26 protein-coding genes are annotated in these 23543 nt (G+C 43.7%); 12 read left to right on the top strand and 14 right to left on the bottom strand.

What is annotated here, in order from left to right; all coding sequences use genetic code 11:
- Positions 1–46 precede the first annotated feature (46 nt).
- Positions 47–910, top strand: a complete 864-nt coding sequence (locus G6047_RS12555) for a bestrophin family protein (protein ID WP_169527974.1) — start codon at positions 47–49, stop codon at positions 908–910.
- Positions 911–1007: 97 nt separating this feature from the next.
- Entirely contained in the window at positions 1008–1247 is a 240-nt protein-coding gene (locus G6047_RS12550) for a cytoplasmic protein (RefSeq protein ID WP_235946542.1), read from the top strand.
- A 58-nt stretch (positions 1248–1305) separates the two neighbouring features.
- Here the strand turns inward: G6047_RS12550 and G6047_RS12545 are convergent, their stop codons facing one another.
- Both G6047_RS12545 and G6047_RS12540 read right to left on the bottom strand, forming a co-directional pair.
- On the bottom strand, positions 1306–2346 hold the full coding sequence (locus G6047_RS12545) for a PLP-dependent cysteine synthase family protein (protein ID WP_169527973.1): 1041 nt from the start codon (positions 2344–2346) through the stop codon (positions 1306–1308).
- 75 nt (positions 2347–2421) lie between these two features.
- Positions 2422–4482: a S9 family peptidase gene (locus G6047_RS12540; RefSeq protein ID WP_169527972.1), complete on the bottom strand. Its 2061-nt coding sequence runs from the start codon at positions 4480–4482 to the stop codon at positions 2422–2424.
- Between the two features lie 235 nt (positions 4483–4717).
- On the opposite strand from G6047_RS12540, the gene G6047_RS12535 reads away from it, so the two are divergent.
- The 4 genes from G6047_RS12535 to G6047_RS12520 are packed head-to-tail and all read left to right on the top strand — an operon-like array spanning position 4718 to position 8152.
- Complete coding sequence (locus G6047_RS12535) at positions 4718–5044, top strand: YbaB/EbfC family nucleoid-associated protein (RefSeq protein WP_169527971.1); 327 nt, start codon at positions 4718–4720, stop codon at positions 5042–5044.
- Positions 5045–5068: 24 nt separating this feature from the next.
- Positions 5069–6232, top strand: a complete 1164-nt coding sequence (locus G6047_RS12530; protein WP_169527970.1) for a tetratricopeptide repeat protein — start codon at positions 5069–5071, stop codon at positions 6230–6232.
- Positions 6233–6238: 6 nt separating this feature from the next.
- Entirely contained in the window at positions 6239–6994 is a 756-nt protein-coding gene (locus G6047_RS12525) for a helix-turn-helix domain-containing protein (RefSeq protein WP_169527969.1), read from the top strand.
- Between the two features lie 9 nt (positions 6995–7003).
- On the top strand, positions 7004–8152 hold the full coding sequence (locus G6047_RS12520) for an FAD-dependent oxidoreductase (RefSeq protein WP_169527968.1): 1149 nt from the start codon (positions 7004–7006) through the stop codon (positions 8150–8152).
- A gap of 31 nt (positions 8153–8183) precedes the next feature.
- Here G6047_RS12520 and G6047_RS12515 read toward each other — a convergent pair whose 3' ends face one another.
- From G6047_RS12515 to G6047_RS12505, 3 genes are all read right to left on the bottom strand, one after another.
- Positions 8184–9095 carry a hypothetical protein gene (locus G6047_RS12515; protein WP_169527967.1) on the bottom strand — a complete coding sequence of 304 codons (912 nt, stop codon included), beginning with the start codon at positions 9093–9095 and terminating at the stop codon, positions 8184–8186.
- Positions 9096–9182: 87 nt separating this feature from the next.
- Positions 9183–9716 (bottom strand): helix-turn-helix domain-containing protein, encoded by a 534-nt coding sequence (locus G6047_RS12510; protein WP_169527966.1) that lies wholly within the window; start codon positions 9714–9716, stop codon positions 9183–9185.
- A gap of 60 nt (positions 9717–9776) precedes the next feature.
- Positions 9777–10802 carry a threonine aldolase family protein gene (locus G6047_RS12505; RefSeq protein ID WP_169527965.1) on the bottom strand — a complete coding sequence of 342 codons (1026 nt, stop codon included), beginning with the start codon at positions 10800–10802 and terminating at the stop codon, positions 9777–9779.
- A 94-nt stretch (positions 10803–10896) separates the two neighbouring features.
- Between G6047_RS12505 and prfB the strand changes: the two genes are divergently transcribed.
- From prfB to G6047_RS12480, 5 genes are all read left to right on the top strand, one after another.
- Positions 10897–11997, top strand: coding sequence for a peptide chain release factor 2 (gene prfB, locus G6047_RS12500; protein ID WP_169527964.1), 1101 nt, complete (start codon positions 10897–10899; stop codon positions 11995–11997).
- A 143-nt stretch (positions 11998–12140) separates the two neighbouring features.
- The gene (locus tag G6047_RS12495) at positions 12141–12710 is read left to right on the top strand and encodes a hypothetical protein (RefSeq protein WP_169527963.1); all 570 of its coding nucleotides are present in this window, start codon (positions 12141–12143) and stop codon (positions 12708–12710) included.
- Between the two features lie 41 nt (positions 12711–12751).
- Positions 12752–13177 carry a DUF1801 domain-containing protein gene (locus G6047_RS12490; protein ID WP_169527962.1) on the top strand — a complete coding sequence of 142 codons (426 nt, stop codon included), beginning with the start codon at positions 12752–12754 and terminating at the stop codon, positions 13175–13177.
- A gap of 65 nt (positions 13178–13242) precedes the next feature.
- Positions 13243–14163, top strand: a complete 921-nt coding sequence (locus G6047_RS12485; protein WP_169527961.1) for a LamG-like jellyroll fold domain-containing protein — start codon at positions 13243–13245, stop codon at positions 14161–14163.
- Positions 14164–14355: 192 nt separating this feature from the next.
- Positions 14356–14871: a helix-turn-helix domain-containing protein gene (locus tag G6047_RS12480; protein ID WP_169527960.1), complete on the top strand. Its 516-nt coding sequence runs from the start codon at positions 14356–14358 to the stop codon at positions 14869–14871.
- Between the two features lie 92 nt (positions 14872–14963).
- Here the strand turns inward: G6047_RS12480 and sucD are convergent, their stop codons facing one another.
- From sucD to G6047_RS12440, 8 genes are all read right to left on the bottom strand, one after another.
- Positions 14964–15836, bottom strand: coding sequence for a succinate--CoA ligase subunit alpha (sucD, locus tag G6047_RS12475; RefSeq protein WP_169527959.1), 873 nt, complete (start codon positions 15834–15836; stop codon positions 14964–14966).
- A gap of 82 nt (positions 15837–15918) precedes the next feature.
- Positions 15919–16278, bottom strand: a complete 360-nt coding sequence (locus tag G6047_RS12470) for a nuclear transport factor 2 family protein (RefSeq protein ID WP_169527958.1) — start codon at positions 16276–16278, stop codon at positions 15919–15921.
- 2 nt (positions 16279–16280) lie between these two features.
- Entirely contained in the window at positions 16281–17210 is a 930-nt protein-coding gene (locus tag G6047_RS12465) for a UDP-3-O-(3-hydroxymyristoyl)glucosamine N-acyltransferase (protein ID WP_169527957.1), read from the bottom strand.
- A gap of 19 nt (positions 17211–17229) precedes the next feature.
- Entirely contained in the window at positions 17230–17796 is a 567-nt protein-coding gene (gene efp / locus G6047_RS12460) for an elongation factor P (protein ID WP_169527956.1), read from the bottom strand.
- A gap of 54 nt (positions 17797–17850) precedes the next feature.
- Entirely contained in the window at positions 17851–18636 is a 786-nt protein-coding gene (gene lpxA, locus G6047_RS12455) for an acyl-ACP--UDP-N-acetylglucosamine O-acyltransferase (RefSeq protein ID WP_169527955.1), read from the bottom strand.
- 10 nt (positions 18637–18646) lie between these two features.
- The gene (locus tag G6047_RS12450; protein ID WP_169527954.1) at positions 18647–20035 is read right to left on the bottom strand and encodes a bifunctional UDP-3-O-[3-hydroxymyristoyl] N-acetylglucosamine deacetylase/3-hydroxyacyl-ACP dehydratase; all 1389 of its coding nucleotides are present in this window, start codon (positions 20033–20035) and stop codon (positions 18647–18649) included.
- A complete protein-coding gene (lpxD, locus tag G6047_RS12445; RefSeq protein ID WP_169527953.1) occupies positions 20035–21066 on the bottom strand; it encodes a UDP-3-O-(3-hydroxymyristoyl)glucosamine N-acyltransferase in 1032 nt (343 codons plus the stop codon). The genes G6047_RS12450 and lpxD overlap by 1 nt, the downstream gene beginning before the upstream one ends.
- 111 nt (positions 21067–21177) lie before the next feature.
- Positions 21178–22407, bottom strand: a complete 1230-nt coding sequence (locus G6047_RS12440) for an HD domain-containing protein (RefSeq protein WP_169528273.1) — start codon at positions 22405–22407, stop codon at positions 21178–21180.
- Positions 22408–22544: 137 nt separating this feature from the next.
- Between G6047_RS12440 and G6047_RS12435 the strand changes: the two genes are divergently transcribed.
- Positions 22545–22832, top strand: coding sequence for a hypothetical protein (locus G6047_RS12435; protein ID WP_169527952.1), 288 nt, complete (start codon positions 22545–22547; stop codon positions 22830–22832).
- 102 nt (positions 22833–22934) lie between these two features.
- Here the strand turns inward: G6047_RS12435 and G6047_RS12430 are convergent, their stop codons facing one another.
- On the bottom strand, positions 22935–23129 hold the full coding sequence (locus G6047_RS12430; RefSeq protein WP_169527951.1) for a hypothetical protein: 195 nt from the start codon (positions 23127–23129) through the stop codon (positions 22935–22937).
- Between the last annotated feature and the right edge of the window lie 414 nt (positions 23130–23543).

Here is a 23543-nt window from a genome sequence, read left to right as displayed (position 1 = left end):
TATTTTTGGTTCAGATTCCAACCCATAAAACAATCTGACCGAGTTTATGCATTCGTATTCCACCAAAGACTGGCTTTCGTTTATTTTCAATTTCCATAAATCGGATACGTTTATCAAGCTTATCCCAATGATGTTGGGAATTGGCATCTATGCCGGACTCGTTGGTTATCTCGAAGTCGAACATTGGAAATTGGGAAGCGATCATTACCTGCGCAATTTCAACCTGATGCACAACCTTCTCGGATTCGTGCTTTCGCTATTGCTTGTTTTCCGGACGAATACGGCCTATGACAGATGGTGGGAAGGCAGACGGCTGTGGGGTTCGCTTGTCAATAACAGCCGCAACCTGGCCATGAAAATCGCTTCGGTAAGCGCCAATGAACACGACCGGGCTTTTTTCCGCAAGGCTATTTCCGATTATGCCTTTGTGCTCAACGCCCATTTGAAAGATGAGGAAACCTCTAAACAATTGTTTGACGATCTCGATCTTGAAATCGACCACCACAAACACAAGCCGAACCAAGTGGCAAAAACCATGATGGAGCGGGCGAATGAAATGTATCGTGAAGGTCGTATTTCCGGCGAGCAACTGCTGTTCATCAATCCTGAATTGCTTTCGTTTACCGATATCTGCGGCGCCTGCGAACGAATCAAGAATACGCCTATTCCCTACTCTTACAGTGCCTTTATAAAGAAATTTATTTTCTTTTACGTCATCACGCTTCCGTTTGGCTATGCGTTCAGCCTTGGCTATCTCGTTGGGCCGATCGTCATTTTTATCTTTTATGTTCTGGCAAGTCTGGAATTGATTGCCGAAGAAATAGAAGATCCGTTCGGGACAGATGAAAACGATTTGCCGACACAGAAGATATCGGAGAATATTTCAAAACATGTGGCGGAGTTGATCTGATTTCCTATTCTGTTGAATGTGGGTAAGTCACGATTATTAGGTTCTTAAAAAAGAAAACACCCATCGCCCATGTCCGAAAAAATATACCAACGATTTTTTGGAATTCGCCCATAAAGAATCGATGCGTAACAAGGCTGATCTTTTGGGCGATCACTTATGCGGCTGTTTCCATTTCATGGAGACATTCAGCCCAATGGAGATCCAGGATTGGATCAGGGAAAAAGACGGGACAGAAACAGCTATTTGTCCCAAATGCGGCATCGATTCCGTATTGGGTTCAGCCTTTCCGGTAACCGATGAACACTTTCTGGCCGAGATGCATCTGTATTGGTTCTGATACGACATAAAAAATCCGGACATTCAATCCGGATTTTTTATTCTATACCATAAAGCGATTACTTGATGAATTCAATTTTCTGTGCTTCTTCCGCATTGACGCTGTCAAAGAAACCTTGTTCATTCATCCATTCGTCGCTGAATACTTTGCTCATGTAACGCGAACCGTGATCCGGGAAAATAGCGACTACATTGCTGTTGGCGGTAAATTCACCTTCTTCGGCGTATTGCTTGATAGCCTGCACCACGGCACCTGAAGTATATCCGACGAACAAACCTTCTTTCTTAGTGACTTCACGCGTTGTGTGTGCACTTTCCTCATCGGTAACTTTGATGAACTTATCGATCAGATCAAAGTCGGTAGCCGACGGAATCAGGTTTTTTCCAAGTCCTTCGATTCGGTACGGATAGATTTCCTTGTCATCGAATTCTTTGGTTTCATGATATTTCTTAAGCACAGATCCAAAAGCATCGACACCGAGGATACGGATATTCGGATTTTTCTCTTTAAGGAATTTCGCGGCTCCTGAAATAGTTCCGCCGGTTCCGCTGCAAGCTACAAGGTGCGTGATCTGGCCGTTTGTCTGTTCCCAGATTTCAGGGCCTGTGGTCTTGTAATGCGCATCTATGTTAAGCTGGTTGTAATATTGGTTGATATATACCGAGCCTTTTGTTTCTTCATGAAGCCTCTTGGCTACATTGTAATAAGAACGCTCGTCGTCTGCAGAAACATGTGCCGGGCAAACATAGACTTTGGCGCCCATGCTGCGTAGCATATCGATTTTATCGCGTGATGATTTTGAACTGACGGCAAGTATGCAATGGTAACCTTTGATGATACTTACCATGGCAAGACTGAAGCCTGTGTTACCCGATGTGGTTTCGATGATGGTATCTCCCGGGCTGAGGATACCTTGTCTTTCTGCTTCTTCTATGATATATAATGCAATCCTGTCTTTTGTGGAATGTCCGGGATTGAAAGCCTCAACCTTAGCGTAAAAATTCCCTTCTAAGTTTTCGGTAACGCGGTTTAATTTGATTAGTGGCGTATTTCCGATAAGTTCCAGGACATTACTGTAGGCCTTTATTTCTTCTTTCATAAAAAAATAATTAGTCAAGGAAAGTTGCTTTTTGGGCATACCTTGAGTCCTTGCAAATTTAACAAAAAAATCTAATCAGGATTTAATTTTTTCTAAATGTAGTAAAAAACTAAACTCGCGCGCCAGTTCTTTTAATGCTTCAAATCTGCCCGATGCACCTCCGTGACCGGCATCCATATTCGTATCGAGGAACAACAAATTCCCGTCGGTCTTGACACTGCGCAACTTAGCGATCCATTTCGCCGGCTCCCAATATTGAACCTGGGAATCGTGAAGCCCTGTCGAAATATACATATTCGGATAATCCTGTTTCTTAACATTATCATAAGGTGAGTACGATTTCATGTAGTCGTAGTACTCTTTTTCATTCGGATTTCCCCACTCGTCGTACTCGCCCGTCGTCAATGGAATGTCTTCGTCGAGCATCGTGGTCACGACATCTACAAAAGGAACCTGCGCAATGACGCCGTGATATAATTCCGGAGCCATGTTCACAACCGCCCCCATGAGCAATCCGCCGGCCGATCCGCCTTCTGCATATAAATGTTGGGGCGATGTATAGCCTTTCTGTATCAGATAGCGCGAGCAATCTATAAAATCGGTGAACGTATTTTTCTTTTTGAGCAGTTTTCCGTCTTCATACCAATTGCGGCCCAGGTCTTCACCTCCGCGAATGTGTGCGATGGCGTAAATGAAACCTCTGTCGAGAAGAGAAAGCCTTGTGCTTGAAAAATGTGCATCCATCGACGAGCCATAAGATCCGTACGCATATTGCAACAGCGGATTGTTTCCGTTCTGTTTCAATTCCTTGCGATAGACCATGGAAACCGGAATCTTGGTGCCGTCTTGCGCCGTCGCCCAAATGCGTTCTTCCTTATAATTATCCTTATTGAATTTTCCGCCCAACACTTCCTGTTCCTTGAGCACTGTCTTTTCCTTCGTCTTCATGTTGAAATCGATGACAGAAGATGGCGTAGTGAGTGACTGATACGCATAGCGCAGGATTTCCGTATTGAAATCAGGATTTGTCGTAGTAAACGCAGTATAAGTTTCACTTTCGAACGGCAGATAATAATCACCTTCCCCATTCCACGGTTTGATATGGATCTTGTTCAGGCCGTTGCTTCTCTCCTCAATGACAAGATAATCGCGAAACATATCGACAGATTCAAGCAAAACGTCTTCGCTGTGCGGAATCAGTTCCGTCCAGTGCTCCATTCCGGTCTTATCGAGAGACGTCTTCATCAATTTGAAATTCGTCGCTTCGTCTTTATTGGTCAGGATGTAGAACGCATCTTCAAAATGGGAAATGCTGTATTCCAATCCGCGGACGCGTTTCTGGAAAACCCTGAATTCGCCGTCCGGTTCGTCAGCAGAGAGTATCCGGAATTCAGAGGTCATCGTACTCATGGAAGCAATCACCAGATACTTGCGTGATTTTTCCTTGCTCACCGAAATATGGAACGTATCGTCTTTTTCATAAAAAACCACGACATCGTCTTTCGCATCGGAACCAATCTTATGTTTGTAAATGGTATCAGACCGAAGCGTCTTTTTATCCTGACGCGTATAGAAAACCGTTTTATTATCGTTTGCCCACACACAATTCGGAGCCGCATTCTCGATTTCTTCGGAAAAAATTTCGCCGGTAATCAGATTCTTGAACCGAAGCGTATAGATTCTTCTTCCCACGATATCCGTCCCAAAAACCGCAAGCTGATTGTCCGGACTGATGCTAACTCCGCCCAATTGAAAGAACGAATGCCCTTTTGCCATTTCATTGCAATCGAATAAAATTTCCTCCGGCGCATCGAGAGAACCTTTCTTTCGGGAATAAATCGGGTAATCTTTTCCGGTTTCAAAACGTGTAATATACCAATATTGATTGTAGAAATATGGAACAGATTCGTCATCTTCCTTGATACGGGCTTTCATTTCAAGAAATAAATTTTCCTGGAAACCGACCGTGTCTTTGGTCATTTCGCGGTAATAGTCATTCTCTTTATTGAGGTAATCAATCACTTCCGGATTTTCGCGGTCGTTGAGCCAGTAGTAATCGTCAATTCGCACATCTCCGTGTTTTTCCAGCCTGTGCGGTTTTTTGGCGGCTACAGGCGGAAGTATTTTATCAGGCATAGTTTGGTTTTTCTTTGAATGGACTAAAGTAAGGGATTTTTTTGGGGCGTTGCAGAAGCTTGAACATTTCGTTTAATTGATATTTTTAACTAAGTCCAGCCGTCAAGCCCCGATGTGTTACGCAAATTGGCGTTACGCTATTTTAAGTAACAGAAAATGAAGTAACAACCCAGATCATAAATCAAATGGCCCTAAATTGACGTACTCTGCTTACCTTCGCAAAAAAACAAAAACCATGTTCGGAGATTTAATGGGTATGATGGGCAAGCTTCAGGAAACCCAACAAAAAATAGAAGAAACCAAAAAACGCCTCGATTCGGTCCTCGTCGATGAACAAAGCAACGACGGATTGCTGAAAGTTACGCTGACGGCAAACCGCGCCGTGAAATCGATCAGCATAGACGATTCATTGCTTGAGGACAAAGAACAGCTTGAAGATTATCTGATACTGATTCTGAATAAAGCCATCGCAAAGGCTACAGCTGTCAATGACGCGGAACTTGGAGCGGTCGCCAAAGAAGGGATGCCGAATATTCCGGGGATGGGAAATCTGGGATTCTAAATTAAATTCGATGACAGGGGTATTATGAAGCTACTTTTCATATTATTATGTGTCGCACTCATCCTGCCCTTGCGTTATCTTGTTGTATTCATCCACGAACTTGGACATGCCGTTCCTGCATTGCTCCTTACCAGACAAAAAGTAACCGTATATCTGGGTTCTTATGGGAACACGGAAGCAAGCAGAAAAATTTCCATTGGGAATATTGATTTTTGGTTTAATTATAAAACCATCTGGAAAAAAGGTCTTTGCAGCCCCACAGCAACAGGAATACCTATTCGCCATATATTGATCTATACACTTGGCGGCCCTTTATCGGTTTTCTTTTCAGGCGTATTTTTATTATCTGCATGCATCGTTTGGAATTGGGGCGATACGGCAACGTTGATTACAGTGATATTCTTTATTATGGCTGTGTTTGACGGATTGTACAATCTTATTCCAAATTCCAATAAAATCCAGCTTGCCAATGGTTCCTACGTCCATAACGACGGAACGAACGTAAGGGCATGTATCCGTTTGATGACATATGGGGAGGGATTTGGTAAATTCCAGAAATTATATGCCGAAGGCGATTATAAAGGTGCCATAGCACAATTTGAGATGCTTCCTCCAAAAATCAAATCAAAAAGGCACACGTTGCGCCAAAAAATTTCATGTCATATGCAATTAAAGCAATACGGCCAATCGCTGCCGCACTTGCGTATGCTTGAGTCAAAAGGTGGCATGAATCCAGATGAGCTGACCTGGTACGGTTATGCCCTTTTTGACCAGGGCGATATCGAAAATGCGATAGGATGCTATGAAAAAGCACTCGATGCCCGGGCCAACCACAAATATGCGCTGAACAACCTTGCCTACTGCCTGAATCTGCAGGGAAAATTTAAAAAAGCGATTCCGTTGTTCGACCTTGCAATCAAAACAGATCCTGAATTCGCTTACTCGTACAACAACCGCGGCCTATCCAAAATCAAGCTCGGCGATACACAATCCGGGTTGGACGATATTCAAAAATCAATGGAACTTGATCCAAAAAATGCCTATGCATACAGAAACCTCGGCATTTATCATCTCGATCTGGGAAATACAGAACAAGCATCATCCTGTTTCAAGCAGGCAAAAGAGCTTGATCCGAATACGCATATGATTGATGAGCTGCTCGAAAAAGTAAACAGTACAATGGCTTGATGAAAAATGGAAGACAATCTCCTGTTCAGAATCGTAAAGCCTGATGAATCACTTTCGGGTTTTGTCGAAAGTTTTTGGTTATTGCACAATGCTACAGGCAAAGACAAAGAAATTGTCGTCCTGCCAGACGGCCGCGTCGACCTGATCCTTTCCAAAACCGGGACACAGCCGTTCCATATCATGCTCTCAGGGCTTGAAACACTTCCGCAGCCTGTAATCCTTGAAGCGGATACGTTGATGTGTGCCGTCAGTTTCAAGCTTCCGGCAACCGAATTGCTTTTCCCGAACCGGATTTCGAATTTACTCGATTATGCCGAATACCTGCCCGATGACTTCTGGGGATTTGATCAAAACGATCTTTTGGATTTCGACAACTTTTGTCAAAAAGCGGCTGCTAAAATCACTGCGCTTTTGCCGGATAAAACCGATGACCGGAAACTCAGGTTATTCCAACTGATTTACGCTGATAAGGGAAATTTGACTGTCAGGCAACTTTCAGAGGCCGTATTTTGGAACAGCCGTCAGATCAACCGATATTTTACATCCCAATTCGGGCTTTCACTCAAATCGTATTGCAACATCCTTCGTTTTCGCGAATCGCTCGGCCATCTGGCCAAAGGCAACCTTTTTCCGGAATTGAATTTTGCAGACCAGAGCCACTTCATCAAACAGGTCCGGAAATTTTCAGGTGTGATCCCAAAAGAATTGCTCAAAAATGAAAACGACCGATTTATACAATTTTCGACGCTTTTGCCGGAGTAGGTTTGTCACATGAAATTACAAGACAAAAAAATCGCCATCGTTGGCGGAGGCCCGGGTGGCCTTACATTAGCGCGTCTTTTGCAACTCAAGGACGCAGACGTAAAGGTATATGAGAGGGATTTCGATGCTACGGCACGTGTTACGGGTTCGCCTCTCGACATGCACAAAGAATCGGGACTGGCGGCCATAATCAAAGCGGAATTGCTCGATGTGTTCCGGAAAACATTCCGTCCGGGAGCAGATAAAATGGTCATTGCGGACGACCACGGTACTATTGCATTCAGCGATCACGATACCAATGTCCACGAAAATTTCGGGCACGAACATTTCCGTCCGGAGATAGACCGCGGTCCGTTGCGCAATATGCTTCTGGATTCGCTGAAGCCTGAAACAGTGGTATGGGACAGCCATTTTATCTCAATGGACAAACAAGGCGACGGTTGGAATTTACATTTCAAAAATGGTTCATCCGCTTACGCCGATATTGTAATTGGTTCCGATGGTGCCAATTCCAAAATCCGTCCGTACATCACTCCAATCAAACCTGTATATTCCGGAATCACCATGATCGAAGTCAACGTCCATGACGCCTCGAAAACCACACCTGATATGTATAAACTGCTTGACGGCGGGAAAATAATGGCGTTCGGGAATGAGCAATGTATCCTGGGCGGACAGAAAGGCAACGGCAACATCGGGTTTTACCTAAGCCTGAAAACCAATTTGGATTCATTCACAAAAGTCGATTTCTCGAACAAAATCCAAGTCCTGGAATGGTTCACCAAAACCTTTTCAAACTGGAGCGACAGCTGGCAGGAACTTATCGGAAAAGCTGAAATGCCTTTTATCCCAAGACCAATATATTATATGCCACTGGACCAAACGTGGAAAGCATGGCCCAACCTGACGATTATTGGCGATGCAGCCCACGTGATGCCGCCATTTGCCGGAGAAGGCGCGAATATGGCTATGCTCGACGCTTTGGAATTGAGTGAAGCTTTGACTTCTGATACATCCGATTCAATAGAAGAAGCCATTGCCGTTTATGAAACCAACATGCGCCAAAGAGCCGCCATGGCTACACAGGAATCGATTGAGAATGGTGAGAAGATGCATTCAGCGGAGGCATTGAAGCTTATGGTCGGATTTTTTGGATGACGGACAAATAAAAGAAAGGCCTCCTATCTTTCTATTCAATGGCCATTTGCCTGTTTTCAGCATCAATGTAAAGCTCCTTTTGCAGGAAGAGCTTATTCCCCAACATTCCGGACATTCCTGAAAATTTCATCAAATAGTACTGGGCTTTGGAATATCCTTCGACATACGTAATTTCATGTAGCGGAATCGCGGTATTCGGAAATGCTATGTTTTCATTCGTTTCCGCCGTGTAAGTAGTCAGGATATTTTTCCAGGATTTTCCTTTTTCCTGTTTGATTTTGGAATCTTTCGACTTTAGTCTTTCCCAAATTTCTTTATTGGTCAGAAGTTCATAACCGCTTGTACCGGAATCGTATAAAAACGCTTCTTTCTGATTCTGCAACATTGCGGGAATGATAATCTTTCGCTTTTTGAATTGGAACCTGAACGTTTTGGTTTTAATATGATCCGGAACTGAACCCAGATTGAAAACCACATAATTTTCCCTTAAGTTCAAAAGTGTTTTTCTGTTTTCCAAGATATCGGTTCCTATTGTACCAATTACAGGCAATTGGCCTTCATTCGTTTTTTCCCCAAAATCAATCATTTTAAAACAGTCTGATTTTACTTCACAATTGCCGATTCTAAAACGACACTTTGCCGTCATTTTGCTTTTTGAAATCTGGCTGATTGTTGAAACTGGCGTTTTATAAAACATAGTGTACGGACTTCCGGTATCGAATTGCATGTAGTACGTTGTGGTATCCGTATTAAAATGAATTGGCAAAAGCATTACCTTTTTCTCTTCGGTTTCCCACCGGACGAAAACTTTTCCGCTTTCATTGGTGACGTGCAGATAATTTTTGTCCGGAGAAAATTTACGGTCAAAATAAACGTAGCCAAAAAGGAATGTGAGCGTAATCAGAACCAAAAATGCCAGTACCATTTTCTTAAGTAATTTCATTGCTTTTTTTTATGCAATGTTGTGGCAAATTTTTCTGATTTCCCGAAAAGGCGGGACGACACTTTTACGCCATTTTACTGTCGTTCTTTATAAAAAGCTGTTTTTCAGCGCAATTGAGATTTTACTGTATTTGTTCAGAGCCACTCCATTATAGATAACGATGGCCAATTTCACAATCAGAAAAACGATCAATACATACAGGAAAAGCGGCTTTCTGATTTGAAATTCTTTTTGGAAAAACGGTAGGGCTATCAAGGAAACAGATAAAAGGAACGTCACGATGATTTGCACTTCCACTATTTTCTTACCGATGTTTTTATTGAATGCATCCTGGGTTTTTGACGTTAAGAGGAGTGGAAAAATGATTCCTCCAAATGGGATGACCAAACCGGAAAGGACAGATAAATTGATCAGTTTGGCCCTCTCAATGCTTTGGGTTTCATCCGGGAATAAATTTTGAGGATTCGTTTCCAAAGCTTTTGCCAGGGCATGCAATGAAAATCCTTTCAATGTGCTTCCGGCTTCAATCCGTTGAATGGTTCTTAAAGATAATCCTGATTTATCGGCAAGTTCATTTTGGGTAAGATTATTCTTCTCGCGCCAATATTTTACTTTGTTCATTTTCTAAACGGCATTCCAGATTAAAAAATCGACATCATTACTGAAACGGCAGCTCTCCGTTTAAAAAGTCAATTTCTGCAATGCTTCCACCACATAGCTATGCATCACTTCACGATAATCCAGATGCGTTACGATACGAAGCTTGCCCTGACCAAGACCGCTGATGTGGATGTTTTTCTGTTTGAGCTTTTCAATGAAAGCCTGCTCACCTATTCTGGAATCGATCTCGAAAATCAGGATATTTGTTTCTACAGGTTCGACCTTGCGGATGAAAGGAAGCTGAGCGAGAATCTGTGCGAGTTCTTTGGCGCGTCGGTGATCTTCTGCCAAACGGCCCACATGATGTTGCAAGGCGTAAATTCCGCCAGCCGCGAGATAACCCGCCTGACGCATGCCGCCTCCAAGTATTTTGCGAATCCTGAGGGCGCGTTCGATTGTAGCGGCATCCGAAACCAATAACGATCCTACCGGTGCGCCCAATCCTTTTGAAAGACAGACCGAAATAGTATGGAACGTCTGTCCGTATTCTTTCGGGTTTTCGCGTTTGGCAACCAACGCATTCCACAGACGTGCACCATCGAGATGGAATTTGAGGTTGTGATTGTCGCAAACTTGTCGGATTTTTTTAAGCTCGTTCAAATCATAACAGGCACCGCCACCCATATTGGTCGTATTCTCGACACAAACCAATGACGTTTTCGGGCTGTGATAGAATTCCGGATTGTTGATGGCAGATTCAACCTGTGCAGCCGTAATCATACCACGATCGCCTTCGAGTAATTTGCAAGAAACACCGCTGTTGAACGAAACGCCTCCGCCTTCAAAGTTGAAAACATGGGCATATTTGTCTGCGATTAACTGATCACCGGGTTGCGTATGTAATTTGATCGCGGTCTGGTTTGCCATGGTGCCGGACGGAAAAAACAAAGCATCCTCCATCCCAAATACATTGGCAACCATGCGCTGCAATGCATTTATGGACGGGTCTTGTTTATATACGTCATCGCCTACTTCGGCCTTGAACATATACTCCAGCATTTCGGGTGTGGGTTTGGTGACGGTATCGCTGACTAAATTTATTTCCATAAGTTGTGCGCTTGTCCTACTTTTGCATTTGTGTCCGACCGGTGCCGGAAATGACTTCCATCTGCGAAAAAGGAACACAAAAGTACATCATAATATGACAAATTCCGAACAGGTAAAAGATATATCCGAACGTGTTTCTGCACTACGCAAGTATCTCGACATCGATAAAAAACTAATAGAAATCTCCAACGACGAGGAAAAGACCCTTGCCCCGGATTTCTGGAACAACGCCCGTGAGGCTGAAGCTTTCGTTAAAGTGCTGCGTGGCAAGAAGGCATGGGTTGACGATTATTTAAAAAGCATTTCGCTATCTGACGAACTGCAATTGGCCTATGAATTCTACCGCGAAGGTGAACTGACCGAAGAAGAACTCGACGAAGCCTATTCGGCAGCCAATTCCCATGTGGAAAACATCGAATTCCGCAATATGCTTTCGGACGAAGGCGATTCCCTTAGTGCCGTTTTGCAAATCACAGCCGGAGCCGGTGGAACAGAAAGTTGCGATTGGGCTTCGATGCTGATGCGGATGTATTTGATGTGGGCCGAAAAACACGGCTACAAAGTAAAGGAGCTTAACTTCCAGGAAGGCGACGTGGCCGGAATCAAAACGGTGACGTTGGAAATCGAGGGCGATTTTGCTTTCGGATGGCTTAAAGGCGAGAACGGCGTGCATCGGTTGGTCCGCATTTCCCCTTTTGACAGTAATGCCAAGCGACATACTTCCTTCGTTTCGGTCTATGTGTATCCGCTTGTCGACGATACGATCGAAATCGAAATCAATCCGGCAGATATTGAAATCACGACCGCCCGATCAAGTGGTGCCGGCGGACAGAATGTAAACAAGGTCGAGACCAAAGTCCAATTATATCACAAACCTACGGGAATCCAGATCCAGTGTTCCGAGACGCGTTCCCAACACGATAACCGCCAACGTGCCATGCAGATGCTGAAATCGCAGTTGTATGAAATCGAACTCAAAAAGCAACAGGAACAGCGCAGTGATATAGAAGCCGGAAAGATGAAGATCGAATGGGGCTCGCAGATACGTAACTATGTGATGCAGCCTTACAAACTGGTCAAAGATGTTCGTACCTCATATGAAACAAGTAATGTGGATGCCGTTATGGATGGTGAGATCGATGAGTTTCTAAAGGCCTTTTTGATGATGATGGGACAGAAAGAGGAAGAGGTTTGAATTAATAAGTAACGATTAATAATTAATAATGAGAGCTGGGCGTGAATGCCTGGCTTTTTCTTTTACAAGCACCAGCTATGAATCATGTACGGAATCTTTTATTTTCCATTAAATTAGTCCTCAACTCAAAAAAATCCCTGTATATGAAAAAAATGTCATTCTTCTTTGCCTTTCTGTTTTTGATTTCACTGATTCCGGCATCTGCCCAGGAAACCAATCAAAAGTACGACGACAAGGACAACCTTTTTTACGCCACGCTTGAAGATGCCCAGAACCATAATCCGCTTCCGGACCTGTATATGAGGACTGACTGGAATCAGTACCACGAATTCGATATCTTCTATCCCAATGGCGAGATGAAGCGGAACGTCAAATGCAAAAGCAAGGAATGGCCATCTGAATATTTCACCAACCGCGGCATGCTGCTGCGTGTCATTGACGGTAAAGCCTATATATGCCTGTCGATGGGAAAAATTAATTTTTATCAGGATTATCACGATGGAAAAAGATATATGCAGGAAGGCGGCTTAAATACCGGGCTTAAAAAATGGGACCAGAAATATTACGAAAGCCTGCTCCAGGAGCACAACCTGCTTATGCAATATCAAATGGAAAAGCCCAAACGGGAATTCCGCGACACCGTGAGTGGCTATGGAAACAAGATGATGAGCTGGCAACTCAAATTCATGATGTTGCTGAATGAGAAGATGTAAATCGGATTGCCTTGGCCTAAAGGCAAGCAAAACAAAATTTTATGGATGTAAAAAAACAAATAGACGCATACATCAACAGCCAGCCTGATGCAAAGCGTACTGATATGCAAGCCCTGCACATGAGTATCCTGAAGATAAATCCCGAATGTAAATTGTGGTTCCTCGACGGGCTGAACGAACAGGGCAAAATGGTATCGAACCCAAATATCGGGTACGGATTCCGGATTATGAAATATGCCGACGGCACGGCCAGGGAATTTTACCAGATAGGCGTCAGTGCGAACACCACCGGAATTTCTGTATATATTCTTGGCATAGATGATAAAAAGTACCTGTCAGAAACCTATGGGAAAGATATTGGCAAGGCCAGCGTCACGGGCTATTGCATCAAATTCAAAACCCTGAAAAACATTAACGTGGATGTTCTCGAAGCAGCCATCCGATATGGATTCGAACAAAATAAGTAACTATCTAAAAACTTATTTATCAGGTAGATAAAATAAAGGATTATCTTTAGGGAAAATCCTGTATCATGAAACACCTCTACGCTATTCTGTTACTTAGTTTATGCTGTGCCCCGACACTTGTGGCCCAGGAAGATCTTATCCTGCATTATACCTTCGACGGAAATGCCAACGACTCGAGCGGAAACAACAACAACGGCACGGTCCACAATGCGACGCTGACCGAAGACCGAAACGGCAATCCGAACGGCGCCTATGATTTTAACGGCGTCGACAGTTACATTGATTTTCCGGCAAGCGCCTCACTCGACGAAATCTATACGAGTGAAGAAGTCACTATCGCCGCGTGGATCAACATCCGGAACTGGTATCAGGGCTGGAACGTTTTTCCTATAATCGAACAATACAATCCTTTGACAGATTACGGCTCGCTGGTTTTGGAAGCCAATTGGGCTTCGGGCGGAATATTGTTCACTTCCGGCTATAACTATGAAATTGTCGGCGCGAATTACACGTGGGATTTCAATGCGTGGCACCATGTGGCCGTGACGTATAAAAAGACGGAATCGATCGTGAATTTTTATGTCGACGGAAATCTCGTAGGCTCATCTTCCTATTCACAGGATTTTTCGCCGGATTCAGAGAACTTATATGCCATAGGGCGCAGCTTAAGTGGGCCGGACGAATATACCGACGGAAAGATCGATGAGATTTCTGTCTATAAAAGGGCGATGACCTCCGAGGAAATCGGAGATATCCTCGCCGTAAGCCAAAACCAGATACCAACATTAAAGATGTATCCTAATCCAGCTACAGCTGTTGTGAACATAGAGAATTATGCCAGCCCCGATATTAACATATATTCCGCAGAAGGAAGATTGGTTTTTTCAGGCAGCATCAGCAATAATAAAGTTAATGTCGATCAGCTGACTCCGGGATTTTATTTTTTGAACGTCGATGGTAAATCTTTGAAATTCATCAAAGGCTAGAATAATAGTTATATGCAAAACGGAAAAGCCGGTTCTATTTTATGGAGCCGGCTTTTTTATTGTTCGTGTTTCAAGCTACAATCAAAAAATAAAAAGTAGTCTTCCAACCTTTTGCCTCTTTTAGACATCAATCCAATAAACCGTAACTCTTTTTCCTGTTACGGAAAATAACGTAACGCAAAATCACGTAACATGAAACAAAAATCGAGTGTACACAAACAATTGGGAATCAAACAGGAAGTCCTGGCCATGCTTTTGGGTGTTTCCCGTCCGCGACTGGCGATGTTTGAATCCGGAAGAAGAAATTTACCCATAGAAAAGCTTCAGGTTATATCGGATATGACCATGCATTTGGAGCAAAACAAAAGAAAGAGCGCCATGCCTGACTTTGTATCGTACAGAAGTAACCAGGAAGCCGATTATTTTTTGAAAGTCCTCAAAGAAAATGAATTCCGGCAAATTAAAACGGCAAGACGGATAAGGGTACTGCTGAAGGACCAGCAGTGCGATACAACCCGTTCGGAACTGGCGTGGTTTCTAAAAAATCGCGCCACAACAGACGAGCCTGTCAATCCGATGGTATTTTCAATCGATACCTCTGATTCCAAATGGAAAAGGCCAATGCATTTTGAAGAATTGATGCAACTCAGGCATACATTGAAAGTATTGGAATTGGAAAGATCAATGCTCAAGGAGAGTTTGGAGTAAAAAATTGTCCGTTCCAAAAAAAAGCCCTGCAATCTGCAGGGCTAGATAGTCTATAAGTAAAGTGGTTACAGATAATTGTTAACTGTTATCCGTTAACCCAAAACTTCTTTTACTTTCTTCCCGATCTCAGCCGGTGAATCCACGACATGGATTCCGTTGTCGCGCATGATTTGCTTTTTAGCCTGGGCCGTATCGTCAGAACCACCAACGATAGCTCCGGCGTGTCCCATGGTACGTCCTTTAGGCGCACTTTCTCCGGCGATGAACCCGATTACTGGTTTGCGGTTGCCATCTGCCTTGATCCATTTTGCGGCGTCGGCTTCGAGTTGTCCACCAATTTCACCAATCATGACGATGGCTTTGGTTTCAGGGTCGTTCATCAATAATTCTACCGCTTCTTTGGTAGTTGTGCCGATGATCGGGTCACCACCAATACCGATTGCAGTCGTGATTCCCAAGCCTTGTTTTACAACCTGGTCTGCTGCTTCATATGTCAAAGTCCCGGATTTTGAAACAATACCTACGGTTCCTTTTTTGAAAACGAAACCCGGCATGATACCCACTTTGGCTTCTCCCGGAGTAATGACACCCGGACAGTTCGGCCCGATAAGGCGGCAGTCTTTTCCTTGTATATAATCGTATGCCTTGACCATATCGGCTACCGGAATACCTTCTGTAATGGTGATGATGACCTTGATTCCTGCATCGGCGGCTTCCATGATCGCATCAGCAGCGAAAGCCGGCGGTACGAAAATGATGGAAACATCTGCTCCGGCCTTATCCACAGCATCTTTTACGGTATTGAAAACCGGACGATCCAAATGTTGTGTCCCTCCTTTTCCCGGAGTTACACCTCCAACAACGTTGGTTCCGTATTCGATCATTTGGGATGCATGGAATGTACCTTCGCTTCCGGTAAAGCCCTGTACGATGATTTTTGAATCTTTATTGACTAAAACACTCATTACGTATTTTTATTTAGATTTATTTTGGTTGCAAAAGTACGGGTTAAACCGCATTCAGGAAAGGAAATATATAGCAAATTTATCAGAGTTGGCTCATTTGATAACCTCTGTATAACTTATCATCCTTGATTTCCCAGATTGCCATGAAATTCGCGAGCAGGATTTCTTCGCGCGGGTTCTCTATCGTCTTGATATGATGCGTATAACGCACAGATACTGTGTTGCCTTCCTGCAAGATATGGCTGATGCGGACCTTTGAGCGCATATAGGCACGACCGAGTTCGGTGGCGAGCTGGATGATGGCGGCCCTGTCCATTTGAATAAGTCCCCTGCTGCTATTCCAGTCGATTGTGGCTTCCGGATGAAGGAATTGTTCCATTACTTCACCATCGATAAGTGCATCTGATTTATAAAAAAGCTGGACGAATTTTTTAGGGGACATACTTATTTGAGCTTATCTATGATTGATGGAATCTGACGGATCGATGCCATTTGTTTCATGGCTTCCCTCGCCTCTACTGCAGGCGTCCCAAAATATTGTTTTCCTCCTTCGAGGGTTTTGCTGATACCGCTCTGGGCGAATAATTCCGCTTTGGATTTGATGGTAATGCCGCTTTTGACACCAACCTGGCCCCAGATCGTAACTTCATCTTCAATGACTACGCAACCAGCGATACCTGTCTGGGCCGCAATAAGACATTTTTTTCCGATGACCGTATCGTGACCGATATGGACCTGGTTGTCGATCTTGCTTCCCGCACCAATAGTCGTATCGGCAGTGACACCGCGATCGATGGTACACGAGGCACCAATGTCGACGTTATCTTCAAGAACCACACGTCCGCCAGAAATCAACCGGTCGAAACCTTCGGGACGCTTCTTATAATAAAAAGCATTCGCTCCCAAAACGGTTCCGGCATGGACGGTTACGTTGTTACCAATAATGGTATGGTCGTAAATGGAAACATTGGAATGGATGATACAATTTTTACCGATGACCACATGGTTACCCACAAATGAATTGGGCTGGATCACAGTGCCCTCGCCTATTGTGGCAGACGGAGAAATGGATGAGACCGATTTCTCGAACGGTAAAAAATAATTCGTCAGTTTGTTGAAATCGCGGAACGGATCGTCAGAAATGAGCAGTGCCTTTCCATCGGGACAATCCACTTTTTTATTGATCAGGACAATGGTGGCTGCAGACTGCAAGGCCTTGTCGTAATACTTGGGATGATCTACAAAAACAATGTCTCCGGGTTCTACCACATGAATCTCATTCATGCCGTGAACACCAAAATCACTAGCGCCGACAAACTCACTGCCGATGATCATTGCAATTTCTTCGAGACCGTAAACGCGGGGGAATTTCATAACTGTTATCCGTTAACAACTACTCCTTCACACGCTCCATATAAGCACCCGTAGCCGTATCGATCTTGATCTTGTCCCCTTCATTGATGAACAAAGGAACGTTGACCGATGCGCCTGTCTCGACTTTTGCTGGCTTAGTCGCGTTGGTTGCCGTGTTTCCTTTGGCTCCCGGCTCGGAATAAGTAACTTCGAGGATTACAGATGCAGGCATATCTACGGACAGAGGTGCTTCTGTCTCGGCATTGATGATGACTTTTACGGTAGTTCCTTCTTTCAAAAGTTCCGGTGCATCGAGGATTTCCTTGTTCAATGCAATCTGCTCGTACGTTTCCGTATGCATGAAGTTATATGCATCACCTTCGGCGTACAAAAATTGGAATTCGTGCGTCTCTACACGTACTTCATCAATTTTATGACCTGCAGAAAACGTGTTGTCAAGCACTTTACCATTCGTCAGACTTTTTAATTTCGTACGTACGAAAGCCGGTCCTTTACCAGGTTTGACGTGAAGGAACTCTATGATTTTATAGATGTCGTGGTTGAATTTGATGCACAGTCCGTTGCGGATGTCTGATGTAGAAGCCATTATTGTTGTTTATGCGTTGATTTGTAATTTGTTGATTTGATTTATTGGAGCCGGTCAATATCCGCCGGAGTAGCCTTTCATGATTCCTCTCGATGAATTCCGGATGAACATGATGATCTCATCGCGTTCCGGGGTCGCTTCGAATTCGCCTTCTATGATACCGAGGGCTTGGGTCGTATTGTAATTTCTTTGGTACAGGATTCTGTATATGTCCTGCAACTCACGTATTTTATCAGATGTGAACCCGCGTCTTCTCAAACCAACGGAATTGATCCCGACATAGGAAAGCGGTTCTTTTGCAGCTTTGGTAAAAGGAGGAACATCTTTACGTACCAGTGATCCACCCGAAATCATGGCGTGATCTCCAATGCTGATGAATTGATGCACGGCAGCCAATCCGCCTATGATAGCGAATTTACCAACCGTAACGTGTCCGGCAAGTGCCACCCCGTTCACGATGATGGCGTTATCACCAATATGACAGTCGTGGGCAATGTGGGCCGTTGCCATGATAAGACAGTTGTTCCCAATAACGGTTTGTCCGGAAGCAATAGTTCCTCTGTTGATGGTAACGCATTCGCGGATGGTACAATTGTCACCAATGATGGCCAGCGATTCTTCCCCACCGAATTTTAAATCCTGTGGAACCGCAGAAATTACAGCGCCCGGGAAAATATTGCAATTCTTTCCGATGCGTGCTCCTTCCATTATGGTTACATTCGATCCTATCCAGGTTCCGTCTCCGATTACCACATTATTGTGGATGGTCGTAAACGGCTCAATCACCACATTTTTGGCGATTTTCGCTCCGGGATGGACATATGCCAATGGCTGATTCATAAATTGTCTTTTAGTTTTGTTTGGCGATTTGCGCCATTAGTTCTGCTTCGGTAACCAGTTTGCCATTCGCGTAAGCACTCGCTTTCATATGGCATATGCCGCGTCTGATAGGAGAGATCAAATCACATTTGAATACCAATGTATCACCCGGAAGCACCTTTTGCTTGAACTTGACATTGTCAATTTTCATAAAATACGTCAGGTAATTTTCAGGATCCGGAACCGTGCTTAAAATAAGGATGCCTCCACATTGCGCCATCGCCTCGACTATAAGAACGCCAGGCATTACAGGTGCTCCGGGAAAATGACCAACGAAGAAATTCTCGTTCATCGTGACGTTCTTCAATCCGACCACATGCGTACTGCTCATCTCGAGGATTTTGTCGACGAGCAGGAATGGCGGGCGATGTGGCAAAATAGACATGATTTTATTCACGTCCATCAACGGTTCTTTGTAAATGTCAAAAACCGGAATCTGGTTGCGCTGTTCTATTTTGATGATCTTTGAGAGTTTCTTGGCAAATTGGGTATTGACGAAATGCCCGGGTTTATTGGCGATGACTTTTCCTTTGATACGGGTTCCAATTAATGCCAAATCACCAACAACATCAAGTAATTTGTGACGCGCGGCTTCATTCGGATAGTGTAGCGTCAGGTTGTCGAGGATACCGTTCGGTTTTACTGAAATCTTTTCTTTTCCGAACGCATGCTTGAGGTTGTTCATCGTATTCTCGGAGATTTCCTTGTCTACATAAACAATCGCGTTGTTCAGGTCGCCTCCCTTGATGAGTCCGTTGTCGAGCAGTGTTTCCAGTTCATGAAGAAAACTGAAGGTGCGTGCATTGGATATTTCAGATTTGAAATCGGAAAGGCTTTTCATGGTCGCGTTCTGCGTACCTAAAACCTTTGTCCCGAAATCGACCATGGCCGTGACCTGATAATCGTCTGCAGGCATTACGATGATTTCGCTTCCGGTGGCTTCGTCTGTATAGGAAATCACTTCTTTGACCACGAAATATTCGCGTGCGGCATCCTGTTCTTCAATACCCGCTTCTTCTATCGCCTGTACAAAAAATTTGGAAGATCCGTCCATGATTGGAGGTTCTGGCGCATTGAGTTCGATGATGACATTGTCAATATCACAACCCGTAAGCGCTGCAAGTACGTGTTCTGATGTCTGTATCTTTACGCCGAGCTTTTCGAGATTCGTCCCGCGTTGCGTATTGACTACGTAATTGGCATCGGCCTCGATTACAGGGCTGCCTTCAAGATCTACACGGACAAACGTGAATCCATGGTTTTCAGGAGCCGGCTTAAAAGTCATTTTAACCTCTTTCCCGGTGTGAAGTCCCACACCGCTAAGGGAGATTTCATTCTTTATGGTTTTTTGTTTAACCATTATTTGTTTATTTGGTTTGCACTTTTTTTCAATTCGTCAATATCTGAAGCAATCTTCGTCAGATTCTTGAAATGGACGTAGGATTTGTTGTAATCCGGTAAATGGAAAGCCGGGCTTCCCTGCAGGACTTCATCATCCTTTATATTTTTCCCGATTCCGGACTGGGCCTGGATACGGACATTGTTACCAATAATAAGGTGTCCCACGATACCAACCTGTCCGCCAATGATACAGTTCTTGCCGATTTTGGTCGAACCTGCCACACCGGTTTGGGCAGCAATGGCTGTATTCTCGCCTATTTCTACATTATGGGCAATCTGGATCTGGTTGTCTAATTTGACACCGCGGCGAATAATGGTAGAACCTAAAGTCGCGCGGTCGATTGTGGTACACGAACCAATGTCAACATGATCTTCAATGATGACATTGCCTATTTGCGGAACGGCTTTGTAGGTTCCGTCCTCGGTGGGTGTAAACCCGAATCCGTCTGCACCGATAATGGCTCCGGAATGAATGACGCAATGATTCCCGATTACCGTTTCCGAATACACTTTTGCTCCGGCAAACAACGTCACGTTATTACCTATATGTACATTGTCGCCAACGTAGCAATTCGGATAGATTTTAACATTATCGCCAATGACTACATTGACACCTATATAGCTGAAGCTTCCGAGATACAGGTTTTCACCGTACGAAACATTATCGGAAATAATCGTGAATTGTTCTATGCCGCTCTTGTTCCGCTTCACCTCGTTATATACCTCGAGCAAACGGGTAAAAGCACCATAGGCATCCTGGACCTTTATGAGTGTGGTATTTACATCAGATTTCGGATCGAAACTATGGTTGACAATCGTAATCGAAGCCTGGGTGGAATAGATGTAATTTTCGTATTTGGGGTTCGAAAGAAACGTGAGTGAACCTGCGACACCTTCTTCAATTTTAGCCAGTTTATAAACTTCTACCAAAGGATCTCCTATTACTTCTCCTTCAAGTATTCCTGCTATTTGTGCTGCGGTGAATTTCATTCGGTTGTGTTATGGTCGGCTTTAAAATGAATGGACGCGGTAGTTTCATGGGCTTTGTTGTTCCCGTTCCATTCGGACAAAAATATAAAAATTTGGTTGTACTATTTGAATTTATACCAGATGTTTTGGCACACACATATAGTATTTCGTTATTGGTTTTGAAAGCGCCCTGAGACTCGGTTGATCCGGACGGTCGATCACATCTTCCACGCTTCCGTCTTTCATTATGATGCGCACAGGTTCCATTTGTTTGTTATACACCTGGTTCCATATTTTGCCTTTGAATACAAAGTAAGAAGCCTCGTGAAGCGAGCAATTCCGGTCTTTTGAAAGCTGCGCCAGATAATCGTTGAGCAGTTGCTTGGGGAATTTTTCGTCACTGAGACGTACTTTCAAAAGATCCCGGTTGATGACCATAAGACTCAGATCACGAAGTACGGCATCTTCTGCATTCGTCCAGTTTTTTATGGCCGATAGAATATCAACATCATCGAGACTTGAAAATCGCTGTAGGACGTCGGCGGTAAAATTTTCAATCGTAATATCTGAAAGCAGGAAAAATTTGAGGTTTTGGGGACAATCGACTTCTGCCCCATTTCGCATCAGTTCCTTGGCGCGTTGTAATACCTTTGTGAGTAACATTTCTGCTCCGAGACTTGTTTTGTGCAGATAGACCTGCCAATACATCAGCCGTCTGGCCATGAGGAATTTCTCGACAGAATAGATCCCTTTTTCTTCAATCACCAGGACATCGTCGGATACATTCATCATTTGGATCAAACGGTCGGAATTGATGTTCCCTTCGGCGACACCTGTGTAAAAACTGTCGCGTTTGAGATAGTCCATCCGATCCATATCGAGCTGGCTTGAAACCAGCTGGAGCATAAATTTACGTGGGTATTGCCCTTTGAAAATCTGGATCGCCACATCCAGTTTTCCGTTAAATTCGATATTGAGTTGCTCCATAAATAGTAAGGAGATGCTTTCGTGGTCCATACTCGGAACAATGCTGTGTTCCATGGCATGTGAAAACGGGCCGTGACCAATGTCGTGCAATAAAATGGCAGCCAGCAATGCATTTTCTTCGTCTTTGGAAATCTGGATGCCTTTGGATTTCAACACATCGATTGCCCGTGACATGATATGCATAGCCCCTATCGCATGATGGAACCTGGTGTGGTGCGCCCCAGGATAGACCAGATACGAAAGTCCCATTTGGCTGATGCGCCTGAGTCTTTGGAAAAATGGATGCTGGATCAGGTCGAAAATGAATTCATTGGGCAAATTGATGAATCCGTAAATAGGATCGTTGAAGATTTTTAACTTATTGCTGTTGCCCACTGATGACGATTTAAAAAGCAAATATAAGGATTTGGAGGCAGGAGGCGAACCGTCAAAGTTGGAATAATCCACAGATACTATATAAGTCTGTTCTACTTCTGCCAATGTAATTTTATTAAAATTCAAATCCTGAAATCATGAAAATTCAATTTGCAATACTCGGGTTGCTGATGACGCAGCTTTCCATAGGACAAACCACAGATGATAAACTCCAACAGGAGCCTCCAAGACAGGAGCAACAATCGGTAGAAAGAGCAGCTCAAAAAGACGCTAAAAAACAAAGTAATAAAGAAGTCAATGCCGAAAGAATGTCAAAAGAAAAAGGTCAATCCCAAAAACAGACACAGGTACAGCCGCAGGGACTTCCGCCAAATTTGACCGATACGGTCCAACGTGTCAAGCATACAAAACGAAAAAACAATTAACCCTGAAGCGACTATATTTGTAATATGCAGTATGGGCGACATAATTTTCACAGGAATACGTTTTGTATTTTCAGGCAGGTCGAGAATTCGGTTGTTTCTGATTTAAAACCAGATCATGTAAGCCGTTCCGGAAGCCGGTATTATTTTACCAATGATGGTGTTTACAGATTTTCTACACATTGGGGTCGCGCCGCAAAATGTAAATGGAGGCTCACTGCAGCCGATGGCAAATCTTACGACAGGAAAGGTTCTGTTGGTTTTGCCAGATGGCATGACTTTTTTCGTGATGACGATCATTCGAAAATTTATTGGATAAAGGTATCGGATGACGGAAATTCGGCTCAATATTTTCATAAAGATGATCCTGAATATAAAGATGCTGTTTTGCGGACATCACAAGACACGATCCGTATTATCAGAAAAATAAGAAGTCTCATGAATAAGGGCGAAAACAGCCTATTTCAAATTAATCGCTTATTGTTGGCATAGAGCAAAGTTGTGCCGTTAAATAAACGTTAAGCAGCAAAATAGAGACTTAAGTTTTTTATCTTTGTAGTGTATTATAGATACAACATACTTAAGAACCTGAAGAACAATTTAGATTTCTATTTGTTATTTAGGTTATTGATGGGAGAGGTTTCATTTTTATGAAACCTCTTTCTGTTTTTACTGGCTTTAAATTATCTTTTGATTTATTAAAATAAAAAAGGC

This window comes from Flavobacterium silvaticum (assembly GCF_012911565.1).
Taxonomy (GTDB): Bacteria; Bacteroidota; Bacteroidia; order Flavobacteriales; family Flavobacteriaceae; genus Flavobacterium; species Flavobacterium silvaticum.
This window is presented reverse-complemented; position numbering and strand designations above follow the sequence as displayed.